Raw genomic sequence first — 21,936 nt, 5'->3', positions numbered from 1 at the left:
CACGAGCAGCATGGTCGAACCGGCTTACGGAAATCTCGCTGTCAGGTCCTGAAGGTGTAGCTACACTGGGCGGTGACATGGGGTTGGACGGCCAAGACGCTCCCGCTGCCGCGCTCCTGCTGGATTCCGTCACGGGCAATGTGCGGGGCATTCTACGCGACTGGCCGGAACCGGGGATTACCGGAGTGGCAGCGAGAAGAATGTTGCCTGAACCTGGGTTGGAGGTGGTGATCAGCAGCGGGGTTCCGGATGCGGTGGACTGGAATCGTTAACTGAGCAGCAATTCCACCATTTACCTCTTCGTTTCAAACGGCCGTGTATTCCGTATTCGGTAATCCTATCCTTCCCCCCACGGCACATCCGACAGCCAGCTCCCCAGCTTGTCTCCGTAGGCAAACAGGGCCGGCAGTCCACCCGAATGGATGAATAGCACCCGGCTGCCCTCTGCGATCACGCCGGATCGCACGTGTTCGATCAGTCCCGCCATCGTCTTGCCGGTGTAGACCGGGTCGAGGAGCAGTCCTTCCTGACGGGCGGCCAGGGCGACCGCCTCACGCACCGCGTCGTTGAGTTGGCCGTAACCCGGTGCCAGAACGCCGTCGAACGCCATGACGTCGTCCGCGTCGAACACCTCCGGCCGTTCGAGCATCGAGGCCAGTTGCTCCGCCACTTGACGTACCCGCGCTGCCTGGCTGCCGGCGTCGCGCCGCACGCAGATGCCGTAAACAGGCACCTCCTTGCCCAGGGCGCTCAGGCCCACCAGCAGCCCGGCGTGGGTCTGGGCGCTGCCCGTGGGACAGACCACGGCGTCGAACGCCAGGTCGAGGTCCCGGGCCTGCTTCAGGGTCTCCTCGGCCGCGATCACGTATCCGAGCGCGCCGAGCGGCGGATGGGCGGGGGCGAGATGGATCACGTAGGGCCTGCGGCCTTCCTCCGCAAGCGATTGGGCAAGCAGGTCCAGCGACGCGTCCGCCGCGGGCTCGTCGTCGCCGACCGGGAAGGAATGCAGCTTCGCGCCGAAGAGCCGGTCGAGCAGCACGTTGCCGGACGATCGATAGAGGGCGTCCACGTCGGGCACGCGCTCTTCCAGCTGAATGTGGGTTTCCATGCCGAGTTGGCGTCCGGCTGCGGCGGCCACGCGGACGTAGTTCGACTGTACCGCGCTCGTGATCAAGAGGGTGTCGGCATCCCGGGACTGCGCCTCGCCCAGGGGGAATTCGAGCTGGCGGACCTTGTTGCCGCCCATCGCCAGCCCAGTGCAGTCGTCACGTTTGATCCACAGCTCGATGCCGAGGGCCGCACCCAGGCGGGGTGCGGGATCGAGCGGCGTGGGCGCATGGCCCAGTCGGACCCGGGGAAACTTGTCGATAGCTTTTGTGAGTGGAATGGGCATGTTGGTGATTGCGCGTCACTTATGAGTGAATTACGAGTATTCCCACGCAGACCGGAGTTCGTGAACTAAGAGTGAGACGATGCGCACGCCTCCGTGCACGCCGCCACGCACGCTCCCGCCGACCGCCTTCAGTGCCAGCCGGTGATTGGCCGCGGCCGGCAGGAAGCAGAAGGACATGGACACCTCGCCCCGGTTAACGAAGATCTCCAGCGAGGTGCGGTCGATCAGCAACTGGAGGCTGACGCGGCCGTCGATGGTACGCAGTGCCGCAGTTTTACCCAGGCAAGACAACGTTTGCGCTTCCGCATCGTATACCACGGAATGGCCCTGCACTTCGATGGTGAAACCTCTGGCACCGGCCGACTCGCTGCCGTCGCCGTTCTCGTCGCCGTCGTACTCGTCGCCGCCGCCCGATTTGCCGCGACCGCCCACTTCGATCGCCATCCGCACGTCGAACAGGTCGCCCTCGTCTGCCAGGACAAGCCGGCTTACAGCCTCGCGCAGGTCCGTGACCGCGTAGCTGCTGATGGCTCCCGATGCGAACCGCTGCTTAAACTGCTCGGCCGCCACTGCCGCCAGGTCACCGGCAGGCCAGGTGCGCGTCCCGGCGTAGAGCAGCTTGATTTCCCGCACCGGTTCCCTGCACAACCGGACCCCGTCCGGCAATGTCCTGAGCGTCAGTTCGACCGGGAAGGACATCTGCTGGTTGAAGGGCATGGCCGGGTACCGACCGCCCCGCATCCACGAGATCTGGATCCGCCGGCCGTCCTCCGCCGGGACATCGCTCCACGTCTGGGCGGCATAACCGTTGGCGCCCTGCTCCGCCTGCAGGACGTCCGTCTCGGGCGTGAACGCGTGCCCGTCGAAACGCCCGATGAGATAGCCGCCGCTCGCGCCCCAGAAAACCCACCGGGTGTTCGCAGTGTCGCCGTCCACCGGCAGCTCGAAGAAATCGGGACATTCGGACACGCCGGGCAGGGTCAGGTCCTGCAGGTGCGTCCAGGACTTCAGATCCGGTGACGAGAACAGGGCATAGTCGTTGCCGTCCATGAACAGTGCCATGATCCATCGCGCGGTCGGTTCGTGCCAGACCACTTTCGGGTCGCGGTTCTCCGCCCGGATGTGGCCGATGACCGGATTGCCCGCGAACTTCGTCCACGTCCGGCCGCGGTCGTTGCTGTGGGCGATACATTGTATACACCGGCGATCGGGGAACACCCTTTCGCCGCCCGCCGTATAGAAGGCGATCAGCGGCGGTACGTCTCCATCCTTGAACCCGCCGGTGTCATGATGGTCCACCGCGGCGGACCCCGACCACATCCATCCCGTTTCGTCCACGTCCAGCGCGGCGGTGTGCAGCTGTTTCCAGTGCACCAGGTCGGTGCTGACCGCGTGGCCCCAGGTCGTGCGGCCGTGCACCATGCTGCCCGGCGTGTGCTGGAAGTAGAGGTGGTACTCCCCGTCGAAATACACCAGACCGTTGGGATCGTTGATCCAGTGTTTCTTCGCCGTGAAGTGGAATTGGGGGCGGTGAGCTTCCCGGTAGAGGGTGTCGCGGGTCATATCGTAGTGTTTCCCTGGGTATTCTGATCGGCCGGGCAATGATTGAACGCTCGAATACCGAACACCGGGCGTTCGGCGAACATTCCGGCAAGAATTACAACGGACTGCTACTTCAGCGCTGCCCGGGCACGCGGTTCCAGGCAATGGGTTCCGCCTCGCCCTCGTAGACCGCGGTCAGCGGCTTCAGCGCACCCCGGGTCGCGTCCGTCCAGGTATCCGGCCGGGGATGGCGCGCCAGGTAGGCCTGGATGCGACCGGGCAACTGGTGATACAGGGGGATGTACCACAGGGTGATCACCGTGCGGCGCTGGTCGCTCTTGTTCCCGTGAGCCGCGTGCAGCAGCCGGGAATCCCCGATGACCAGGTCGCCGGCCTTGACGGGAACGTCCATCTCGCCCGGGGTAGGCTGATAAGCCGGATGGTCAGGATCAGCCATGGCCCGCAGGTCGCCCGTGTGCGCCTCCTCGACATACCGGTGAAGGGGATGGCGGTTCAGGTGGGATCCGGCGATCACGCGGAGGCACCCGTTGTGCCGGTCGGTATCGACCAGGTAGTACATCAGGAAGACCTGCTGCGGCGGCGGCTCGTAGCTGCAGGGATCGTCCCACCCCCACCAGTCCTGGTGCCAGAACAGCGCCGGGCTGCGGGGCGGCTTGCTGATGACGTACCCGGAGGACCAGGTGGGGCGATCGAACCCGATGCTGGCCAGCGCCGCCAGCGCGGGAGGATAGGAGACCAGTTCGGCGAAGAACACGTCGTCGAAGACGCTGACCATGCTGCCCGTGGACTTCTGCTCCTCGAAATGGGACGGGGACTGGGCGTCAAGCAGCCGGTCGGAGACGGCCCGCACGCGTTCCAGCATATCCGGTTTAAGCACATGTTCTATAACGCAGAACCCGTCCCTCAGCAGTTGGTCGTACTTGTCTTGCTCCGCGCATTCTGTCATGTGCTTCTTTCCGCTCCTGTATTCGTTCTCGGCGGCGCCGCGATGGACGGCCGTCACACGTTGGTCTCGATCAACTGGATGCTGTGGGCATCCAGGCGGGTGTAGTCCACCACATCGAACCGGTTGCCGTCGACGTCAGTGAGCAAGAGCCGCGTATCCGACGCCCAGTGGGTGTTCTCATGGCCGCGGATGACGAACTCGCGCTTGCCCCGGTCGGTCATGACGTCCCAGTAGGTGACACCGTATTCCATCTGTATGGAGTTCACCCGTTCGATCGTCGCCCGCAGGTACCGGTGGGCGAGCTCCTCCTCGATAACCTTGCGGGAATCTTCGTCCAGGTCGTTCAGGTCCTTGATAAAGGCCACTTCCTCGTTCTTGATGTCCAGGAGCGACACATACCGGTCCGAATGGACCATGGGGGAGGCGTTGACCGGCCGGACGCGGATGTAGGACCGCTCGTCGCGGACCGTCATGCGCACCGTGTTCTTCGGCGCCCGGAAGACCCGGATCTCGCTCGCCTGGTAGGGTTCGACGGGGGCGTTCTCGATCCCTGTCTCGAATTCAAAGGTGTCCGGCGCGTCTACGCCAGGTTCATCCGGCATCTCGATCTCCCCGCTTAAGAACTATGTCCGTTGGCGCCGCGGTTCGGGTCGGCCTTGCTCCCGCCCACGGCCATGACCGCGGTGCTTGCCCGCTGCGTTTCGACCATCCTGTAGAAGTGGCCCTTCATATCCAGCAATTCCGCATGGGTGCCCGTCTCCACGATCTTTCCCGCGTCCAGCACCACCAGCCGGTCCGCGCGGCGGAGGGTCGAAAGCCGGTGGGCTATGGCGAAGGTCGTCCGGCCTTTCACGAGGTTGGCGATGGCCTCCTGGATGAGCTTCTCCGTGTGGGTGTCCACCGACGAGGTGGCCTCGTCCAGGACCAGGATGCGTGGATCGTGGATGATGGCCCGCGCGATGGCGATCCGCTGCTTTTCGCCGCCCGACAACTCCTTGCCATTCTCGCCGATCTGCGTGTCGTATCCGTCGGGCTTCGCGCAGATGAAATCGTGGGCGTTCGCGATCCGGGCCGCCCGCATGATCTGCTCGATCGAGGCGTCCGGACTGCTGTACCGGATGTTCTCCGCGATGGAGCCGCTGAAGAAATAAGAGTCCTGCAGCACGACGCCGATCTGCCTTCGCAGGTCCTTCAGGCCGATGTCCCGGATCGGCACGCCGTCGATCATCAGGCCGCCATCGTCGATATCGTAGAACCGGCAGAGCAGGTTGGTCATCGTCGTCTTGCCCGACCCGGACTTGCCCACCAGCCCGATCATCTCGCCGGGCTGCACGTGGAGGCTGATGTCGTGGAGAACGGGCTTGCCCGCCTCGTAGGCGAAGTTCACGCCTTCGAATTCCACCTCGCCCTTCATGTCCTTCATCTCGACCGGGTCGTCCCGGTCCTCGGTTTCCGCGGGGGTGTCGACGATTTCGAAGACCTTCTCCGCGCCGCTCATGGCCCGGCTCGACCAGGTGTTCAGTTCGCCGAACCACCGAAGGGGTTCGTACAGCATCCAGAGGTAGGCAATGAACATGATAAGGGAGCCGGTGGTGAAGGTGTCGTCAATGACGGCGATGCCCCCGTAGTACCAGACCAGGATCATTCCGGACGATGTCAGCATGCTGACCGTGCTGAAGAAGACGGCCGCTTCCTTCTCGCTCTCGTAATCGCCCCGGAAGACCCCTTCGTTGCTGCTCCTGAACCGGCGCATCTCCCGCTTTTCCTGGACGAAGGTCTTTACGACGCGCACCGAGGAAAGCATCTCGCCCGCCATGCCCACCAGCTTGCCCCAGCGATAGTATTTCGTCCGGAACGCCCGGATCAGCCGGACCCAGAAATACCCCCCGCCGATGACGAGCAAAGGTATGGGAATGAGCACCATGAGCGTCAGTTGCCAGCTGGTCACGAATAACAGGACCAGGATGCCCACCAGGAGCAGGAGGTTGGTCAGGATATAGGGCACGCCGTCGACCAGGAACCACATCATGCTTTCCGTGTCATTGGACACCCGTGAGATCAGGGACCCCACCTGCCGCTTGTTGTAGAACTTCATGCTCAGGCGGGAGAGGTTTTCGTACAGGTCCTCGCGGACGGACACGATCACGCGGCCACCAAGCCAGACGGAAAGGCGGTCCTTGAAGATCTCCAGGACGAAGGATACGAGGCGGATGACCGCGTAGGCGACGACGAGCAGGTAGAGGAACGCGAACGGGTCCCCGGCCACACCGTCGGCCGGGACGCCGCCGGCCGGGACGCCAAGCACATCGTCGATGATGCGCCCCATGATATAGGGCGGGCCGAGTTCGGCCAGGGTGAACAGGAGCGACAGGAAGACCATCAGCGCGAGCTTGCCCTTGAACGGCAGGGCGTATCGGGCGATCCGCTGCATCATCGCGAGCCGGTTTGTGCACGCCGAACAGATCCCGTTCGGTTCGGGCAGGAGGCGTCCGCACCGGTCGCACCGGGTCTTGTCGACCTCCCCCTGCATGTCGACCGGATCTTCCTTGATGAGCTGGTCGATACCCCGGGCGATCCGCGCAAACTTGGCGCGCTGGGACGGGGTGTAGCGGATGACCTCGACGTCTTCGTTCCCGATCACCACGTTGATCCGGCCCGAGCCGACCAGTTCCTCCACGGCGGCGCTCTTGGCGTCGGACAGCTCGATGGACGCGTCCCCGTTTCCCGTGCCTGCCCCGTTCGAATCGAACCGCAACAGGCGCTGGTCCGTCACCAGGAGCCAGCGTTCCTCGAACCGCAGGTCTTCGGTAAGGTCGGTCGCCGCCGCGATGCGGATGGACTCTCCTTCCCGCAGCGCCGCCTGGCAACGGTCGGCCAGGGCGTCGGGCATCCGTTCTTTGTAGGTGGCCCTAGTGTCGGTCATGCCACCTCCATGATCTCGGATGTGGCTTTCTGCAGCCGCACCAGGTGATGGAAGTGACCGCGGTTGGCGATCAGTTCTTCGTGGGTGCCTTCTTCGACGACCCTGCCCTGCTCCAGCACCACCAGCCGGTCGGCGTCCCGCAGCGTGGACAGGCGATGGGCGATGGCGATCGTCGTGCGGCCCTTGATCAGCCGAGCGATGGCTTCCTGGAGCTGCTTCTCCGTCTCGGCGTCCACCGAGGACGTCGCCTCGTCCAGGATCAGGATGCGGGGGTCGTGAAGGATCGCCCGGGCGATGGAGACGCGCTGCTTCTCGCCACCCGACAGCCCCGTGCCCTTATCCCCGAGAATCGTATCGTATCCATCGGGCTTCGCGAGGATGAAGTTGTGGGCGTTGGCCGCCCGGGCCGCCGCCATGATGTCCTCGAAACTCGCGGCGGGCTTGCCGTAGGCGATGTTCTCCCGGATCGTCCCGTTGAAAAGGATCGGTTCCTGCAGGACGACCCCGATATGGCCCCGCAGGTCCTCGAGCCGGATGTCCCGCAGGTCCACGCCGTCCAGCGTGATCGAACCGTAGTTCACGTCGTAGAACCGGCAGATGAGGTTGATGGTGGTACTCTTCCCGGCGCCCGACTTGCCGACCAGCCCAATCATCTCGCCGGGCCGGATATGGAGATTGACGTCGCGCAGCACCGGCAGCGCGGCGTCGTACCCGAACGTCACGCCGTGGAACCTGATCTCGCCCCGCGTCTGCAGCATCTGCTTCGCGTTCTTGTCCTCGTAGTTCTCCGGTTCCATGTCGATAAGCTCAAAGACCCGTTCGGCGGCGCTCATGGCCCGCGTCATCCAGCTGTTGACCCGGCCGAGCCACCGCAGCGGTCCGTAGAACATCTGCAGGTAGAAGTAGAACAGGATCAGTTCGCCCAGGGTGAGTTCCTGTCCGAGCACCTGCCCGCCCCCCACCAGCCACACCACGATGAAGCCCAGGAAGTTCAGCAGGCCCATGGTGGAGAAATAGTAGATCCACTGTTTCTCGGTCCAGTACTCCAGGGCGAACATGTCCCTCGCGTTGCGTTTGAACCGGCCTACCTCCCTGTTCTCCTGGGCGAAGGCCTTGACGATCCGTATCCCCGACAGGGATTCCTGGATGTGGGTGAAGAAACCTTCCCACTGGCGCCACATGCGGGTGTAGTAGGTCCGCAACCTCCGGTACAGGACCCGGCCCCAGATGATGATGAGCGGCACGGGGATGAGGATGTAGAGCGTGAGCACCCAGTTGGTGTAGAACAGTATGCCGATGATCCCGAGCGTCGTCATCCAGCGGAGGATGAGGAAGGGCAGGCCGTCCACCAGGAAGCTGCGCACGTTCCGGGTGTCCCGCGTCACGCGCGAAAGCAGGCCGCCCGTCTTCTGCTTGTCGTGGAAGCCCAGCGAAAGGTATTCGACGTGATGGTACACCTGGGCCCGGATATCCGCCACCACGCGGGCGCCCACCCAGGCCGTCAGCCAGCCGTTCGCCATTTCCCCCAGCCAGCGGAGGACGAGCAGGCCGGCCATGGCCGCGACGAACCAGAACAGCAGGTCCACGTCCTCGTTCGCGAAGGCGTCGTCGATGATGAGCTGCGTTATCTTGGGCGGCAGCAGTTCCGCCACGCTGAGCACTGCGAACAGCGCCACCATGGCGATGGCCTTGGTCCGGTGGGCGCCCAGGTAGGCGCAGATCCGCTTGAGCATGCTCCACTTGCTGACGCAGGCGGGACACAGCCCGTCCCGGGTGGGCAGGCGCCTGCCGCAGGTTTCGCAGACCACCCGGGGGAATTCCGTCTTGACCTGGAACGGCTTTCCCTCGATGTGCTGCTCGATGCCGCGCTGCGCCTCGTTGAAGACGTCCACGCGGCTCTGGGAATATCGGATCAGCGGAATCGTGTCATCGGCCGTGGAGACCTCCAGGCAGGAGCCGCCTACCAGGGGTTCCACCGCCACCCTGGTCAGGTCATCCAGCGGGACGGCGATGTCGTCGCCGGCGCCGTTGAGTTCAAGGGCCATGACGCGGCGGTCGGTTACGATGAGCCAGGAGGGCTGGAACCGGCCTTTCGCATCCAGGTCCGATTCCAGGGTGATGTGGATTTCTTCGTCGGTTTCCAGTACGGGGTAGAGTTTCTTTTGAATCTGATCCGGCAGGGGATCGGCCAGGCGCATGTAACTTCCTTTGGGACCTTGCTGCGGGGCGTGCCGACTTGAGGAATGAACGGAACCGGTCATATATCAATAAAGTGGATGCATCCGTAACGTTTCACTGCTTCGAATGCGAATTGAAGTCCTGGGACAGGGTGAGGAAATCGCGGCTCGCTCCAGTTCGTAAAGGTACACTTTCTGAGCCCGAAAATCAAGGAAAAGCAGCCTGCCGAAATCGTTTATTTACTGTAAATACTTTGATTTACGTCCGCTGGATCTTACATTGCCTGAGATGACTCCACACCGTCTCGAAAGCCTGCTTTCCCGCTTCGCCGGCCTATCCATCATGGTCGTGGGCGACTTCTTCCTGGACAAGTACCTGGTCCTCGATCCGGCACTGGACGAACCGTCCCTGGAGACGGGGCTGACCGCGCGCCAGGTCGTCGCCAGACGCTGCATGCCCGGCGCCGCAGGCACGGTCATGGCCAACCTGCACGCCCTGGGCGTCGGAGACCTGTTCGCCGTGGGGAACACGGGCGACGACGGGGAGGGGTACGAGCTCAGGCAGGGCCTGGCGGCCATGGGGGTCCGCCTCGACGGACTGGTCGAATCCCCGGACCGGTTCACGCCCTCCTACATCAAGCCCATGAACCGGGAGCCGGGAGGAGAACGGGAATCAAGCCGCATCGACATACAGAACCGGACGCCCACGCCGCGTGACCTGGAAGACCGTATAATCGGATTCATCGGAGACATGACGTCCAGGATGGACGGCGTGGCCGTCCTGGACCAGGTGGGACAGCGCAACACGGGGGTCGTCACGGACCGGGTCCGGGATGCGCTCTGTGGCCTGGGCAGGACATTGCCGGACAAGGTCATCCTGGCGGATTCGCGCGAACGCATCGGCGAATTCCGCCACGTCATCCGCAAGGGAAACCGGGACGAGATGCGCGGGGCGTCCGAGGATCGGAGGTCGGGTGTGATGCGCGGTGAGGGCGTGATTCGTGGAGCGGAGGAAGAAACGACACGGCCGGTTTACGTCACCCTCGGCGCGGACGGCCTGCTGCTGATTGACGGCAATGACAGCCGGCATGTACCCGGCATACGCGTTCCGGGACCCGTGGACACCGTAGGGGCCGGGGACAGCGTCACGGCCGGGATCGTGGCCTCGCTGGCCGCCGGCGTGACGCCCTTGGAGGCCGGCCTGGTCGGCAACCTCGCGGCTTCGGTCACCGTCCGTCAGCTGGGTGTCACGGGAACGGCTTCGCCCGCGCAGTTGGTAGAAGCATTGAAGATGCTGATGGAAGATAAGAAGACGCCGGGCTGAGGGGGCCGTATCCAGTTTCGGAGTTGCGGCCGAACAGTTGGTTCGGCACGGCAGGTGGTACGGCACGAATTGAATCGTCTAACCCGGTTCTACCTTCCAGAAATTGAAGACCACAGAGGCGGCGACCGGAATCCACTGGATGTTCCGGTCGTTGAAGGCGCGAACGTATCTCACGTCCAGCGCCAGGCCGACCGTGTCCGTAACGGGCATGTGCACGCCGCCGCCCAGAAGGACACTGAAAGAAGCCTCTGAACTGAACGCGGTCAACTTCGTGCCGCGCACGGTACCGAAGAACCGGTCGATTGCCCTGGCGTAGCCGATGCCGCCGATCCCGTAAACGGCCGCGGGGGTAGTGGAGGTCTTGTACATCAATCCGAAGTTGGCGCCTTCCAGGCTTACGTTGGCATCCACGTCCGGTCCGAGTCGCTGCAGCGCTTCGTCGGTCAGGCGGCCCCGGTCGTGCCGACCGGGCTCTACTGAAAAGAGGTTGTCATGGCCGTTGAACGCGAGATGAAGGGATTCGGAAACGCGTACCGTCACCCCAAGGAGAAATAAAGATCCCCTGGTTTTTCCGTCCGCAAAATCGCCTAGAGGGATACTCCTCCCGCCACCCAGGCTGATCGACATGCGCTTTTCGGGGACCTGGGCGACTTGGGCGACCTGGGCGAATCCCTTGCCGGTTGCCGACAACGAGATTACGGAAGCCAGTAGGATGATGAAGACTTTCTTCATGCCTGCCGCCCGGGACTGGCCGCCAGGGCCGTCAAGGACCGTCGGTCCGCTTCTCATGCGCATTATGACTTTTGCGCACCGGCCTTTTCACGGGTCCGGCGGCCACTCAGATAGGCCTTCAGCTTCGGTGGGAAATCCCGCTTGACCAGCTCCTGCCGCAGCGCCCACTGATCTTCGGCCGCCACCGGGGACGTCTCCCTGATTTCGCCGCCTTCCATGATCAGGATGGGTTCGCCGTCCCGGTAAAGGATCCGGTTGGTCGTGATGCCGGGCACGCGCCGCCCGGGTGTGATGATGCCCACCAGGTTCAGGGGGTCGGCGGCGCTGATGGCTACGAGCGTGCCCTGTTTCTCCTTGCGCCGGATGCTCCGCAACAAGGTCACGGCTTCGCCCAGGGCGTACTGCTCGCCCCAGACGCCGTTCACGAACCGGCCGCCGCGGATTTCTCCCCGGGCCTCCATGCGTCTCAGCACCCGCACCAGGTCCCGCCACGGCGGCGAGGTGTTCTCCCGCTCCGTCAGGCGGCGGAACACGACGCCGTAACGGGCGAGCGCGACGCGGGCATAGGCCTCGAGATCCTCTTCCGCGTTGCCTTCCGCCGGCACGCGGGACGTCAGACCCCACCGTCCCGCCGTCGACAGGTCGAAGGGATTCCGGCGTTCCCTTCCCCGCCTCGACTCCCGGTGACGCGACGGTACCAGCAGGGCCCGGAGGCCCGCGAAACTGTCGGAGGTCGCCATCCCAGCCGATACCAGTTCCGCCACGGCTTCCTCGGCGTGGGTCCGGAGGAGGCCCGACTGCGAGGTGATGTCGTCGAAAAACACGGCGCCCTGCCGGGTCATCAGGTCCAGCACCGTCTTCGCGTAGGTGGAAAGCGGAAGGTCTTCGTCGCCGGCCGCGCCGCTCAGGGACATCCACAGCGAACGGTTCATGCGGTCCACGATGGCGATGGGCGTAGACCGGATCGGACCGGCCGTCTTTCCGTGTTCACCGTTCGACCGGTGGGGACGAAGCCGTCCCCAGGCGTACTTGCCGGAAAGGCACAGGTTGTCGAGCCAGGCGTAATCGTAGTCGGTGACGCGGGACGGCAGGATCTCGCTCTCCCAGGCCGCGGCCGGCGCCTCCACGCCTTCCAGCATGCGAAGCACGGCCGTCACGGCGTCGGCCCCCTTGAGCCGGGTGTCGGGCGCCAGGTGATGCCAGGTGAAGAGAAACTGCATGAAGTCGGCGGGTGAAACGGGCTGGATCTCCCGGCGCAGTTTGGTGATCGTGAAGCGGTGGATCCGGGCCAGCAGCCGGCGCTCGCACCATTCCAGCACGTCCGCGTCGGCGTCCGGCGAAAACTGTCCCCTGAAGACGAACCCCTCCTGCTCCAGGGCGGCCAGCGCCTGGTCGACCTTGCCGACCGGCATGTCGATGGACCCGGCCAGTTCGGCCGCCGTGACCGGACCCAGCGTCTCCAGCCTGCCCCGTATCAGTTCCACCAATGCGTATTCTGCCAGTACGTGTTCTTCCGTGGCGGATGCGTCGGCCGGCCTGGCCGGCTCGGTCGGCTCGGATGCGTCGGCCGGGCGGGCCTGCCTGGCTGCGGCCTGAAAACCCTTCCCCAGGTTGCCTCTCACGTCGTCCGGGATTTCCTCCGCCGGTTCGAACCGCCCCTGCGGATGCACCCGCTCGAAATGGATTCGCCGTTCCAGGGGCGTCCACAGGCGTTTCCCGCCCTCCGTCACGAGCGTGGCGGCCCGGAGGTCGCCTTCCAATACGTTGTAGTATTCCGTCCAGCTCCCGAACTGATCGCCCTTGCGCCCCTCTTCTTCCGTGACATACCCAGCGAGCACCAGGGCGTCGTGGAGTTCGTCGGGACTGCGCACCTCGGGCCAGGCGTCGCCACGCACGGTGTCGATAGCCTCGGGGTCCAGGCGTCCCAGGTCGCTGGCGACCGCGGGGTCGAGCCAGCGGCGGTTCCGGACGGCGTTGGTCCGCCGCTCCTCGAGGGGCGCGTCGTCCAGGAAAGCGTAGGGCCGGGCGTTGAGGATCTCCTCGGCCATGGGCGAGGGCTCGCGCAGGTCCCGGGCGTGCACGTTCATGTCTCCGGACTTCATCGTCTTCAGGACAGTTTCCAGGGTCTCGACGTCCATGGCCTCGTGCAGGCAGTCCTCGATCGTCTGGCTGACCAGGGGATGGTCCGGCACCTCCCGGTCGCCCGCGATGTTCTCCAGGCACGCGATCTGGTCGGGGAACACCTGGGCGATCAGGTCCTCGGCCACGGACCGCTGAATCTGTGGCGGCACCCGATCGCCGCCCCTGCGCCGCAGCACGGCCAGGGCGGTGGACGCGTTCCAGCGCCAGCGCACCTCGAACATGGGCGCGTCGAGAAGAGCCTGGACCAGGACCTCCCGGACCGTCTTGGCGTTGAGGTAGCTGAAGACGTCGTCCAGGGGGAAGCTGTGGGTGGCGCCCAGGGACAGGATGATGGCATCCTCGTTGGCCGCGGCCTGCAGCTCGAAGTTGAAGGTCCGGCAGAAACGCTTGCGCAGGGCCAGTCCCCAGGCCCGGTTGACCCGGCTTCCGAAGGGGCTGTGCAGCACCAGGTGCATGTCGCCGGCCTCGTCGAAGAACCGTTCCGCCACCAGGTCCTTCTGCGAGGGGATGACGCCGAGGGCCGCCTTGGCCGCGCCGAGGTACTCCGCAATCTGCGTCGCCGCGACGTGGGAGACGCCCGCGGATTCCATCAGCCAGTCCTCGGCCTCCCGCTTCCATTCCGGGTCGAGCTTCCCTTTTTCCGAACCCACGTCCATCCGGCTCGCCACCTCTTCCCTCAGCCGCGACAGGGAAGCGGAGAGTTCGACCGTCCTCCCCGGCGCCTCGCCGAACCAGAAGGGCATGGTGGGCGGCAGGCCCTGGGCGTCCTCTACGCGGATCTTGCCCTTCTCCACGCGCAGGATCCGCCACGAGTTGTTCCCCAGCTGCACGATGTCCCCGGCCGTGCTCTCGATGGCGAAGTCCTCGTTCAGCGTGCCGATGAAGGTCTCCGTGGGTTCCATAATCACGTCGTAGTCGAACTGGTCGGGAATCGTCCCGCCCGACATCAGGGCGTTGATCCGGGCCCCCTTGCGGCCCCTGACCGTACCGTTCATGAGGTCCCGCTGGATGTAGGCGTGCTTGCGGCCCCGGCGCGGCGTATAGCCCTCGGCCAGCATGGACACGACGCCGTCGAATTCCTCCCGGGACAGACCGCGGTAGGGATAGGCCTTTCGCACCAGGTGGTACAGATCGTCCTCGCTGAAATCGCAGTTGGCCACCTCCGCGATGATCTGCTGGGCCAGCACGTCGAGGGGCTGTTCGGGGATGATGATCCGGTCCAGCTCGCCCCGCCGCACCGAGTCCATGATGGCGGCCGCCTCCACGAGTTCGTCCCGCGTCAGGGGGAAGAGGCGGCCCTTCGGCGTGCCCGTGATCGTGTGGCCCGAGCGGCCCACCCGCTGGATGAGCGTGGCGATCGCCTTGGGAGAGCCGATCTGGCAGACGAGGTCCACGGCGCCGATGTCGATGCCCAGTTCCAGGGAAGCCGTGGCCACCAGCGCCTTAAGCGCGCCGGCCTTGAGCCGCTGTTCGGCGTCGTGCCGGTGCTCCTTCGACATGCTGCCGTGGTGGGAGGTGACGTTCTCGGTGCCCAGCCGTTCGCTCAGGTGGCGGGCCAGCCGCTCCGACATGCTCCGGGTCGTGACGAAGACCAGGGTCGTCCTGTGCCGCAGGATGAGCTCCTCGAGGCGTTCGTACACCTCTTCCCACACCTCGTTCGACATGACGGCGCCGAGGGGGGAACGGGGCACTTCGATCTTCAGCTCGAGTTTGCGCCGATGCCCGGTGTTGAGGATCTTGCAGCCCTTGCCCTTCGCGTAGCCCGCGCCGGAGAGGAAGTGGGCGATCCGGTCGATGGGTTTCTGCGTGGCCGATATGCCGATGCGCGTGAGCGGACCGGAGGTAAGCCGTTCCAGCCGCTCCACCGAAAGGGCCAGGTGGGATCCCCGTTTGTTGCCCACCAGCGCGTGGATCTCGTCGATGATGAGCGTGTGCACGTTCGGCAGGATCCGGCGCCCGCCCGCGCTGGTCAGCAGCAGGTAGAGGCTTTCCGGCGTCGTCACCAGGATGTGGGGCGGATGCTTCGTCATGGCGGCGCGCTCGCTCGTGGGCGTGTCGCCGGTTCGGACCGCCACGCGGATCGGCACGTCGGGCCGGCCGCGCTCCTTCAGAATCGCCTGAATGCCCTTCAGCGGGACCTGCAGGTTGGCGTGGATGTCGTTGCTGAGGGCCTTCAGGGGCGAAACGTAGACGATCTGCGTGCCCTCGGGCAGCGATCCGTACTGGCCCTGGCGGACCAGGTCGTCGATGGAGGACAGGAAGGCCGCGAGCGTCTTGCCGGAACCCGTGGGCGCCGCGATCAGCGTGTTCTGACGCTGCTTGATGACCGGCCAGGCGCGCTTCTGGATGTCGGACGGTTCCTCGAACCGGTCCTCGAACCACGCGGCCACGGCGGGATGGAAGAGGTCGTTGGTCATGGGAATTCTGGTCTGAAAGATCGGTTTTAAGGTCCAGTCGCGAAATGGCGCACAGCGCGGTAAAGGAAAGCACTACGCCAATAAAATTAATTGATTTCTATGTGCTAATCAAGTGTTAAGTATAGGTCCCAGGTTTAGAAAGACCATCGCGGCCGACGATAACTAGTAAGCGATGGCGTAGATCAGCAGGACGGTCCCCAGGATGAGCGCGATCAATCCCCGGTTCCGGGTGGTGAGCCCGATCCGCTCCACCGTTCTGCCACCGGCCCAGACGATCACGCCCGATACGAACAGGTAGATTCCGACGGCGATCAATAATGCGCTCATGATGCTGGCCCGATGTTGAGACTATGGGGTACGGAGAAACGTCAGGTCAGCAAGGTAATCCCGATGGTGTTTATGACCACGCCCACGGCCATGGCGATCTTGCCGCGCCGGGGGGTGGACAGGCCGATACGTTCCATATTGTTGCCGCCGGCCATGGCGAGCAGGCCCGTGATGAAGAGAAACATGCCAATAAACATCAGTGGGAAAATAAAGACCGCGTCCAACACTTCGCTCATACCGGTGGCTCCTTATTGAATCACGCCTCGTACAGCACCGGACAATACGCGGGATCGTCCAGGTGCTGCACGTAGTAGTCGGTGCGGCCCTCCACCGGATGCGTGTTTTCCGTCCGCAGGTGAAAGGCAAAGCTGCGGCGCGGCGCGTCCGATACGTTCGGCCCGCTGGCGTGGTAGGTGTGGCGGTCGTGGTAACTGACCGCGCCGGGAGGCAGGACCGCACAGGCTTCTTCCCAGTTTTCTCCCTCGGGTACGGGGATGTCCTTTTGCTGCGCCTCGTGGTCGTGGCCGAAGAAGTCTCCGCTGTCCAGCAGCCCCCAACGGTGCGAGCCCCGCAGGAACCGCATGGGCCCGGACGCCTCGGTCACGTCGCTCACGGCGACCCAGGCCGTGAACAGCTCGCCCTCCAGGTACCTCCAGTACTGCTTGTCCTGGTGCCAGCCGACATTGCCCGTCACCCCGCCGTCTGAGCCGGCAGGCGGCTTGTAGAGCATCTGCGAGGCCCACAGCTGGACGCGCTTCGCCCCCAGCAGGGCGGCGGCCCAGCGCCCGATGGCGGGGTGCGAGGCCAGTTCGTAGATGGTCCGGTCCGACAGGTGCGCCTGGTCGATCTTGCGGATGCGCTTCGGGTCGTCGCCCGGGTTCCATGATCTGCGCGACGGTTCCCCGGTCTCGTATTCGCCGTCCATGACCGCGTCCATGCGGGCGGTCACCCGTTCGATCAGATCGGCCGGGATGATGGGCGGCGACAGGTAGAAGCCGTCCCGTAGGTACAGGTCCCGGGCGTCCGGGGGGATGGCGGACTTCGGCTCCGAGGGAACGGCAACCTTAGGCATGGAACTCGTCATCTTGTCCTCGTTCGTCAGGCAGCGCGCTACGCCTCAGGAAGCGCGCTCTTGTACGTCTTGCCGTCCCGCGCCTCGTCGAATTCCTCGTTGGCGCGCTTGAGCAGTGCCGGGTCCCGCAACAGGTCCAGGCCCGTCAGCGCCAGGGCCTTGGCGGCGAAGAGCATCCCCCGGCTGCCGATGCTCGAACCGGAGGAGGCCACCATCTGCCAGCTGTGGGCCGGCGTGCCCAGGGGCCAGCAGCAGGTCGTGAGCTGCCCCGTGGGCGCGATCCAGCTCACGTCGCCCACGTCCGTCGAACCTTCCACGTGCGGCGGGGTATCGGTATGGGGAAGCACCTGCGTCCAGAGGGGATTCTCGATGCTCTCGGCAATGGAATCCTTGACCGTCGATTTCTCCATCCGCTCGTAGGCCGACCGGACCGCGTTCTCGGGAAAAGTCGCCTGGAGCTGCCGGGCGAAGCGCCGCTCCTCGGCGGAGAAGGCGAGGTCGTTCACGGCCTGCATGTTCTTCAGCATCAGGTCGGAGATCGTGCCGTTCGGCAGGACCTCGTAGGCGCCCCCGATGAACTCGATATCGTGGGTCGTGCCGCTCATCAGCGCGGCGCCCTTCGCGATATCGAGCACCCGTTCGTACATCTCGTCCACCTCGGCGCGTTTCGGCGACCGGATGTAGTACCACACCTGGGCATAGGCCGGCACCACGTTCGGCGCCTCCCCGCCGCTCGTGACCACGCTGTGGATGCGGGCCTCCGGGATCACGTGCTCCCGGAGATAGTTCATGCCCACGTCCATCAGCATCACGCCGTCGAGGGCGCTGCGTCCCTGGTGCGGCATGGCCGAGGCATGGGCGGCCACGCCGTGGAAATTCACCTTGAAGGAGTTGAGCGCGAGGGACGAACCGTTCCAGACCAGGTTCGTTGCGCCGGGATGCCAGGTGATGGCGGCGTCGAGGTCGTCGAAGACGCCGTCGCGCGCCATGAGCACCTTGCCCACCACCTGCTCTTCCGCGGGACAGCCGTAGTACCGGATCGTGCCGCCGATGCCATCCCGTTCCATCGCGCGCTTCAGGGCCTTTACCGAGCCCAGGCACGCCGTGCCGAAGAGGTTGTGGCCGCAGCCGTGGCCGGGGCCGCCCGGTTCGATGGCTTCCCGCTCGGCGGAAACCGTCTGGGACAGGCCCGGCAGTGCGTCGTACTCCCCCAGGAACCCGATGATGGGATCTCCCGAGCCCCAGGTGGCGACGAAGGCTGTTTCCATCCCCCCGGCGCCCCACTCGATGCTAAAGCCGTCCGCTTCCAGATCCTTTGCCTGCAGTTTCGACGCGTAGGTCTCCTGCATCGCGATCTGCGGATGGTCCCAGATGTCCATGGCCATCCGGGACAGGTCGTCGTCCTGGTCGCTTATGTAATCGATAATCAGTTTTTCCGCGGTCATGGTCGGGCTCTCCGGTCGGTGCGCGGGATATTCGTGGAAAATGAGGGATTTCGGATGTCGATGCGGTATACAAGGGTATATTATAACTGTCGTTAGGCAGACATGCAACGTAGATGCGCTGTAGATACATTGTAGATACGACTACACCATGTAGATACGACTACACCATGCGCCAGTTCGACCGGAAATTCGGCGAGCGACTTATCGAAGATTCGCCCATGACGCCGGCGGTCTACCTATTCAAGGACGAGCAAGGCACCGTGCTGTACGTCGGCAAGGCCGCGAACATAAGGCGGCGCCTCCAGCAGTACCGAAACGCCTCGCGCCGCAAGGTGCACCGCAAGATGCGGACGCTGGTCCGGGAGGCGAGCACACTCGAGATCATGCCGCGGGATTCGGAACGGGAGGCGCTGCTGCTCGAGAACGAACTGATCCGCAAGCTGAGGCCGCCGTACAACGAGGACGGAACCTGGGACTTCCTCTATCCAGCCCTCGGCCTGGGCGGCACGGAGAAGCAGGTCCTGCTCTGCTTCACGACCCATGTGGATGCGTGGCAGGCACTGGACCTCAAGTGGTTCGGCGTGTTCAAGTCGCGGCGGCGCGCCCTGGCCGCCTTCGACGCGCTGGTCTACGTGCTGAAGCTGATCGGACATATCGAACCGGTCCGGCATCTCCCGCCCCACGAACGGATCCGGGGTTCCCGCCTCACCGGCTTCCGCCAGGTGCCGACCGAGGTCGTTGCCTCCCTCGAACGCTACCTGTCCGGCGCCGGGCCCGACGCCCTCGTGCCCCTGACCCACGGCCTGCTGGAGAAACCCGTCGCCCGCCTCAGCGCTTCGGAAGTCCAGCGGAACATCCGTTTTCTGGCGCACTTCCACGAGCAGGATCTCGCTCCGCTGCGCGCGGCCATAGAATCGGCAGGCCGTCCGGGAACCTACATACCGCAGGACGAACGGGACGCGCTGTTCCTTGCCACGGATGAGCGTATCGCCGATAATAAAGATCACATCGCTGGAGACTCACCTGTTCAGTAGTTTAGCAGAAAGGATGACTATGACTGAATCAATCATATCCACTAATGGACGAACCACGCTACCTAAACCCGTGCGAGAGGCGCTTGGGTTGAAAATGGGCGACAGGATTCGCTATTTAGTTGATGGCAGAACGGTCCGCATTCTCCCCGTACGGCCGATAGATCGTCTGTTCGGCATGCTCAGATACACCTCGGTGCCAGTCACCATTAAGGAGATGGAGAGAACCATTGGAGACGCCGCGAGTGGAGACGCCGCGAGCAATGAATAACATTCGACCAATAGTGTTCGACCTTGGTAAAGCAATGCACATTCATCCCGACTCAGAATACTAATTTCACGGAAATCGAGACCAACCATGTTCAAAAGCGTGAAACACGATGTGTGGGCTTTCGACGCGGAATGGGTGCCTGACCCCGACGCGGGGCGCCTGCTCTACGACCTGCCGGCCGATATGCCCGACTTCGAAGTCGTCCAGGAGATGTGGCGCCAGAACGGGGCCACCGACGAAAAGCCGCGGCCCTTTCTCAAGTATGCCATGTCCCGCCTGGTCTCCATCGCCATGGTGACCCGGAGCCAGGATCCCCAGGGCAATGTTACGATCGACCTGCGCGTACAACCCCGGGACCCGGACAACCCCGACGACTGCGACGAAGCCACGATCCTGTCCCGGTTCCTGGAAAGTGTGGGCCGTCGCCTGCCCCAGCTCGTCGGCTTCAATTCCACCGGATCGGACCTGCCGATCATGATCCAGCGGGGGATCATCAAGGGCATCACCGCGGCCGGGTTCTGCAAGCGGCCGGACAAGCCGTGGGAGGGTTACGATTACTTCTCGCGGGCTAGCGAGTGGAACGTGGATCTGATGATGGCCATTGGTGAGTGGGGCAAGGCGCGCCCTTCCCTGAAGGAGATGGCGGTGCTGTCGGGCATACCTGGCAAGATGGGCGGTTTCGACGGCGACAGCGTCGCCGAGGCCTGGCTCGACGGCGGCATCCGGCGCATCGCCCAGTACAACCAGCACGACGCCGTGACGACCTACCTCGTCTGGCTTCGCATCGCCCATTTCGCCGGGTTCTTCAACGACGACCAGTACTGGGAGGAACAGGACCTGGTGCGGTCCATGCTCGAAGAGAAGGCGAAATCACCGGAGAACGTGCACCTGGCCGAATATATCCAGGAATGGGACCGGCTCAGGGGGACGGTGGGGGAGGGGTGATGAATAGGCTGGCCAGGCGCGATCCCGCTGTTCGGTCAATCTGATCCTGATCAATCTCTCTGACTTTCATATGAACATTTCCAGGCACCACGTCTTGAAGCCGTGATTCCGGTAGAACTTGAGCACGCGGTCCAGGTCCATGGTGGCCGAGTGTACGCGGAATCTCCGGATGCCGTTCCGCCCGGCAATCTCCTTCATGCGTTCAACCAGCTTTCCACCGATTCCCGCGCTTCGGTAGGGTTCCCTGACGTACAGATCGTATATTTCGAGGTGTTGCTCCCCCTCTTCGAATATATACAGGTCGCGGCTGACGTGGACCTCGCCGCGGCTGTACCCGATGACTTCGTCCTCTGCGACGGCCACGAGCAAATAGGGTCCCAGGGCTTCCCTTATTTCGTCCGGAGAACTGGGTCCGAAGCCGTATGTTTCCCCTTCGGATTCCCAGTCCAGGTCCAGCTGATGAACGGCTTCCACGTCATCGGGTTCGCATTTGCGTATGACCAGGTTTTCCATTTGTGCGTCTCTCCGGGAATCGTGTTGGAATCGTGTTGGAATCGCGTTACCATGTTGAAGTAACTGATGTCGACTTATATTGAGGAATGATAATGGTTAAATTGGCACGAAGGCGACTGTATTTTCCGGGAGGCGGGTCAAGATGAGCGATAACGCGTTGGCCGGCCGGATACGGCCTCTGCTTTCACAGCTTCCGGGATACTCCGAGAAAAACATGTTCGGCGGCGTCTGCTTCATGATCAACGGCAACATGTGCGTGGGGACCTGGAAGGGCTCGCTCATCGTGCGGCTCGAGCGGGAGAATCACGAGGAGACGCTGGCCGAACCGCACACCAGACCCGCCGACATCGCGGGACGGATCATGAAAGGATGGGCGCTGGTGGAGCCCGCAGGGATCGCGAACGAGGATGACCTGGCGGCCTGGGTGGCCCGCGCCGCCGATTATGCGGGTTCCCTGCCGGCGAAGTGAATCGACTCTCATCGAAAATCCCGGCTCCGCAGCCGCAGCGTGCGGTCCTCCAGCTTCGGGTCCCAGACCGCCTCGACCACGAGGTGGACCACGCCCTCGCCCACCTGCAGGTTGCCGGTCACGCCCATGCAGTGCAGCGTCCTGGCCAGCAGGGCGTTGCGCTCGAACACCTTCTCCCAGATGACCAGGTTCTCTACACGATGACCAAGCACGCCGTGGTCGGCCTGGTTCGCGGGCTCGCACCGC

Annotated in this window: 20 protein-coding genes; 6 read left to right on the top strand and 14 right to left on the bottom strand. The window is 64.1% G+C overall.

From position 1 onward, the window contains the following. Positions 1-272, top strand: a 272-nt coding sequence (locus tag OXH56_12375) for a hypothetical protein (GenBank protein MCY3556103.1), incomplete at its 5' end; no start/stop codon positions are given. 65 nt (positions 273-337) lie between these two features. On the opposite strand, the gene OXH56_12370 is transcribed toward OXH56_12375, so the two are convergent. The 6 genes from OXH56_12370 to OXH56_12345 all read right to left on the bottom strand — a co-directional run bounded on the left by OXH56_12370 (position 338) and on the right by OXH56_12345 (position 9,023). Next, positions 338-1,393, bottom strand: a complete 1,056-nt coding sequence (locus OXH56_12370; GenBank protein MCY3556102.1) for a D-cysteine desulfhydrase family protein — start codon at positions 1,391-1,393, stop codon at positions 338-340. Positions 1,394-1,423: 30 nt separating this feature from the next. Further along, positions 1,424-2,956 carry a glycoside hydrolase family 32 protein gene (locus tag OXH56_12365; GenBank protein MCY3556101.1) on the bottom strand — a complete coding sequence of 511 codons (1,533 nt, stop codon included), beginning with the start codon at positions 2,954-2,956 and terminating at the stop codon, positions 1,424-1,426. Positions 2,957-3,068: 112 nt separating this feature from the next. Continuing rightward, complete coding sequence (locus OXH56_12360) at positions 3,069-3,902, bottom strand: phytanoyl-CoA dioxygenase family protein (GenBank protein ID MCY3556100.1); 834 nt, start codon at positions 3,900-3,902, stop codon at positions 3,069-3,071. Between the two features lie 53 nt (positions 3,903-3,955). After that, the gene (locus tag OXH56_12355; protein ID MCY3556099.1) at positions 3,956-4,504 is read right to left on the bottom strand and encodes a DUF1854 domain-containing protein; all 549 of its coding nucleotides are present in this window, start codon (positions 4,502-4,504) and stop codon (positions 3,956-3,958) included. Positions 4,505-4,518: 14 nt separating this feature from the next. Then, positions 4,519-6,825 (bottom strand): ABC transporter ATP-binding protein, encoded by a 2,307-nt coding sequence (locus OXH56_12350; protein MCY3556098.1) that lies wholly within the window; start codon positions 6,823-6,825, stop codon positions 4,519-4,521. Beyond that, positions 6,822-9,023 carry an ABC transporter transmembrane domain-containing protein gene (locus OXH56_12345; protein ID MCY3556097.1) on the bottom strand — a complete coding sequence of 734 codons (2,202 nt, stop codon included), beginning with the start codon at positions 9,021-9,023 and terminating at the stop codon, positions 6,822-6,824. The genes OXH56_12350 and OXH56_12345 overlap by 4 nt, the downstream gene beginning before the upstream one ends. A 268-nt stretch (positions 9,024-9,291) precedes the next feature. Here OXH56_12345 and OXH56_12340 point away from each other — a divergent pair, with 268 nt between their 5' ends. Beyond that, positions 9,292-10,326 carry a PfkB family carbohydrate kinase gene (locus tag OXH56_12340; GenBank protein ID MCY3556096.1) on the top strand — a complete coding sequence of 345 codons (1,035 nt, stop codon included), beginning with the start codon at positions 9,292-9,294 and terminating at the stop codon, positions 10,324-10,326. Between the two features lie 78 nt (positions 10,327-10,404). Here OXH56_12340 and OXH56_12335 read toward each other — a convergent pair whose 3' ends face one another. The 6 genes from OXH56_12335 to OXH56_12310 form a co-directional block, all read right to left on the bottom strand. Beyond that, positions 10,405-11,058, bottom strand: coding sequence for a hypothetical protein (locus OXH56_12335; protein ID MCY3556095.1), 654 nt, complete (start codon positions 11,056-11,058; stop codon positions 10,405-10,407). A gap of 62 nt (positions 11,059-11,120) precedes the next feature. Further along, positions 11,121-15,617 carry a DEAD/DEAH box helicase gene (locus tag OXH56_12330; protein MCY3556094.1) on the bottom strand — a complete coding sequence of 1,499 codons (4,497 nt, stop codon included), beginning with the start codon at positions 15,615-15,617 and terminating at the stop codon, positions 11,121-11,123. 162 nt (positions 15,618-15,779) lie between these two features. Next, the gene (locus tag OXH56_12325) at positions 15,780-15,944 is read right to left on the bottom strand and encodes a hypothetical protein (GenBank protein ID MCY3556093.1); all 165 of its coding nucleotides are present in this window, start codon (positions 15,942-15,944) and stop codon (positions 15,780-15,782) included. 41 nt (positions 15,945-15,985) lie between these two features. Then, entirely contained in the window at positions 15,986-16,180 is a 195-nt protein-coding gene (locus OXH56_12320) for a hypothetical protein (GenBank protein MCY3556092.1), read from the bottom strand. Positions 16,181-16,200: 20 nt separating this feature from the next. Continuing rightward, on the bottom strand, positions 16,201-17,016 hold the full coding sequence (locus tag OXH56_12315) for a phytanoyl-CoA dioxygenase family protein (protein ID MCY3556091.1): 816 nt from the start codon (positions 17,014-17,016) through the stop codon (positions 16,201-16,203). 38 nt (positions 17,017-17,054) lie between these two features. Continuing rightward, on the bottom strand, positions 17,055-18,461 hold the full coding sequence (locus OXH56_12310) for an amidohydrolase (GenBank protein MCY3556090.1): 1,407 nt from the start codon (positions 18,459-18,461) through the stop codon (positions 17,055-17,057). A 113-nt stretch (positions 18,462-18,574) separates the two neighbouring features. On the opposite strand from OXH56_12310, the gene OXH56_12305 reads away from it, so the two are divergent. The 3 genes from OXH56_12305 (at position 18,575) to OXH56_12295 (ending at position 20,708) form a co-directional block, all read left to right on the top strand. After that, positions 18,575-19,495: a GIY-YIG nuclease family protein gene (locus OXH56_12305; protein MCY3556089.1), complete on the top strand. Its 921-nt coding sequence runs from the start codon at positions 18,575-18,577 to the stop codon at positions 19,493-19,495. A 19-nt stretch (positions 19,496-19,514) separates the two neighbouring features. Further along, positions 19,515-19,763, top strand: a complete 249-nt coding sequence (locus OXH56_12300) for an AbrB/MazE/SpoVT family DNA-binding domain-containing protein (protein MCY3556088.1) — start codon at positions 19,515-19,517, stop codon at positions 19,761-19,763. An 87-nt stretch (positions 19,764-19,850) separates the two neighbouring features. Further along, positions 19,851-20,708, top strand: coding sequence for a hypothetical protein (locus OXH56_12295; GenBank protein MCY3556087.1), 858 nt, complete (start codon positions 19,851-19,853; stop codon positions 20,706-20,708). 66 nt (positions 20,709-20,774) lie between these two features. Here OXH56_12295 and OXH56_12290 read toward each other — a convergent pair whose 3' ends face one another. After that, positions 20,775-21,221: a GNAT family N-acetyltransferase gene (locus OXH56_12290; GenBank protein MCY3556086.1), complete on the bottom strand. Its 447-nt coding sequence runs from the start codon at positions 21,219-21,221 to the stop codon at positions 20,775-20,777. 142 nt (positions 21,222-21,363) lie between these two features. On the opposite strand from OXH56_12290, the gene OXH56_12285 reads away from it, so the two are divergent. Then, complete coding sequence (locus tag OXH56_12285) at positions 21,364-21,690, top strand: TfoX/Sxy family protein (GenBank protein ID MCY3556085.1); 327 nt, start codon at positions 21,364-21,366, stop codon at positions 21,688-21,690. Between the two features lie 8 nt (positions 21,691-21,698). On the opposite strand, the gene OXH56_12280 is transcribed toward OXH56_12285, so the two are convergent. Continuing rightward, positions 21,699-21,936, bottom strand: a 238-nt coding sequence (locus tag OXH56_12280) for a hypothetical protein (GenBank protein MCY3556084.1), incomplete at its 5' end; no start/stop codon positions are given.

The organism is Gemmatimonadota bacterium (genome assembly GCA_026702745.1).
Classification (GTDB): Bacteria; JAAXHH01; JAAXHH01; order JAAXHH01; family JAAXHH01; genus JAAXHH01.
The sequence above is the reverse complement of the archived record's forward strand: the minus strand, read 5'-3'. Positions and strand labels throughout refer to the sequence as shown.

Excerpts from the sequence above, each read along its gene's own strand:
- OXH56_12370 (MCY3556102.1), bottom strand. The coding sequence starts at position 1,393 with ATGCCCATTCCACTCACAAAAGCTATCGACAAGTTTCCCCGGGTCCGA.
- OXH56_12365 (MCY3556101.1), bottom strand. The coding sequence starts at position 2,956 with ATGACCCGCGACACCCTCTACCGGGAAGCTCACCGCCCCCAATTCCAC.
- OXH56_12360 (MCY3556100.1), bottom strand. The coding sequence starts at position 3,902 with ATGACAGAATGCGCGGAGCAAGACAAGTACGACCAACTGCTGAGGGAC.
- OXH56_12355 (MCY3556099.1), bottom strand. The coding sequence starts at position 4,504 with ATGCCGGATGAACCTGGCGTAGACGCGCCGGACACCTTTGAATTCGAG.
- OXH56_12350 (MCY3556098.1), bottom strand. The coding sequence starts at position 6,825 with ATGACCGACACTAGGGCCACCTACAAAGAACGGATGCCCGACGCCCTG.
- OXH56_12345 (MCY3556097.1), bottom strand. The coding sequence starts at position 9,023 with ATGCGCCTGGCCGATCCCCTGCCGGATCAGATTCAAAAGAAACTCTAC.
- OXH56_12340 (MCY3556096.1), top strand. The coding sequence starts at position 9,292 with ATGACTCCACACCGTCTCGAAAGCCTGCTTTCCCGCTTCGCCGGCCTA.
- OXH56_12335 (MCY3556095.1), bottom strand. The coding sequence starts at position 11,058 with ATGAAGAAAGTCTTCATCATCCTACTGGCTTCCGTAATCTCGTTGTCG.
- OXH56_12330 (MCY3556094.1), bottom strand. The coding sequence starts at position 15,617 with ATGACCAACGACCTCTTCCATCCCGCCGTGGCCGCGTGGTTCGAGGAC.
- OXH56_12325 (MCY3556093.1), bottom strand. The coding sequence starts at position 15,944 with ATGAGCGCATTATTGATCGCCGTCGGAATCTACCTGTTCGTATCGGGC.
- OXH56_12320 (MCY3556092.1), bottom strand. The coding sequence starts at position 16,180 with ATGAGCGAAGTGTTGGACGCGGTCTTTATTTTCCCACTGATGTTTATT.
- OXH56_12315 (MCY3556091.1), bottom strand. The coding sequence starts at position 17,016 with ATGCCTAAGGTTGCCGTTCCCTCGGAGCCGAAGTCCGCCATCCCCCCG.
- OXH56_12310 (MCY3556090.1), bottom strand. The coding sequence starts at position 18,461 with ATGACCGCGGAAAAACTGATTATCGATTACATAAGCGACCAGGACGAC.
- OXH56_12305 (MCY3556089.1), top strand. The coding sequence starts at position 18,575 with ATGCGCTGTAGATACATTGTAGATACGACTACACCATGTAGATACGAC.
- OXH56_12300 (MCY3556088.1), top strand. The coding sequence starts at position 19,515 with ATGACTGAATCAATCATATCCACTAATGGACGAACCACGCTACCTAAA.
- OXH56_12295 (MCY3556087.1), top strand. The coding sequence starts at position 19,851 with ATGTTCAAAAGCGTGAAACACGATGTGTGGGCTTTCGACGCGGAATGG.
- OXH56_12290 (MCY3556086.1), bottom strand. The coding sequence starts at position 21,221 with ATGGAAAACCTGGTCATACGCAAATGCGAACCCGATGACGTGGAAGCC.
- OXH56_12285 (MCY3556085.1), top strand. The coding sequence starts at position 21,364 with ATGAGCGATAACGCGTTGGCCGGCCGGATACGGCCTCTGCTTTCACAG.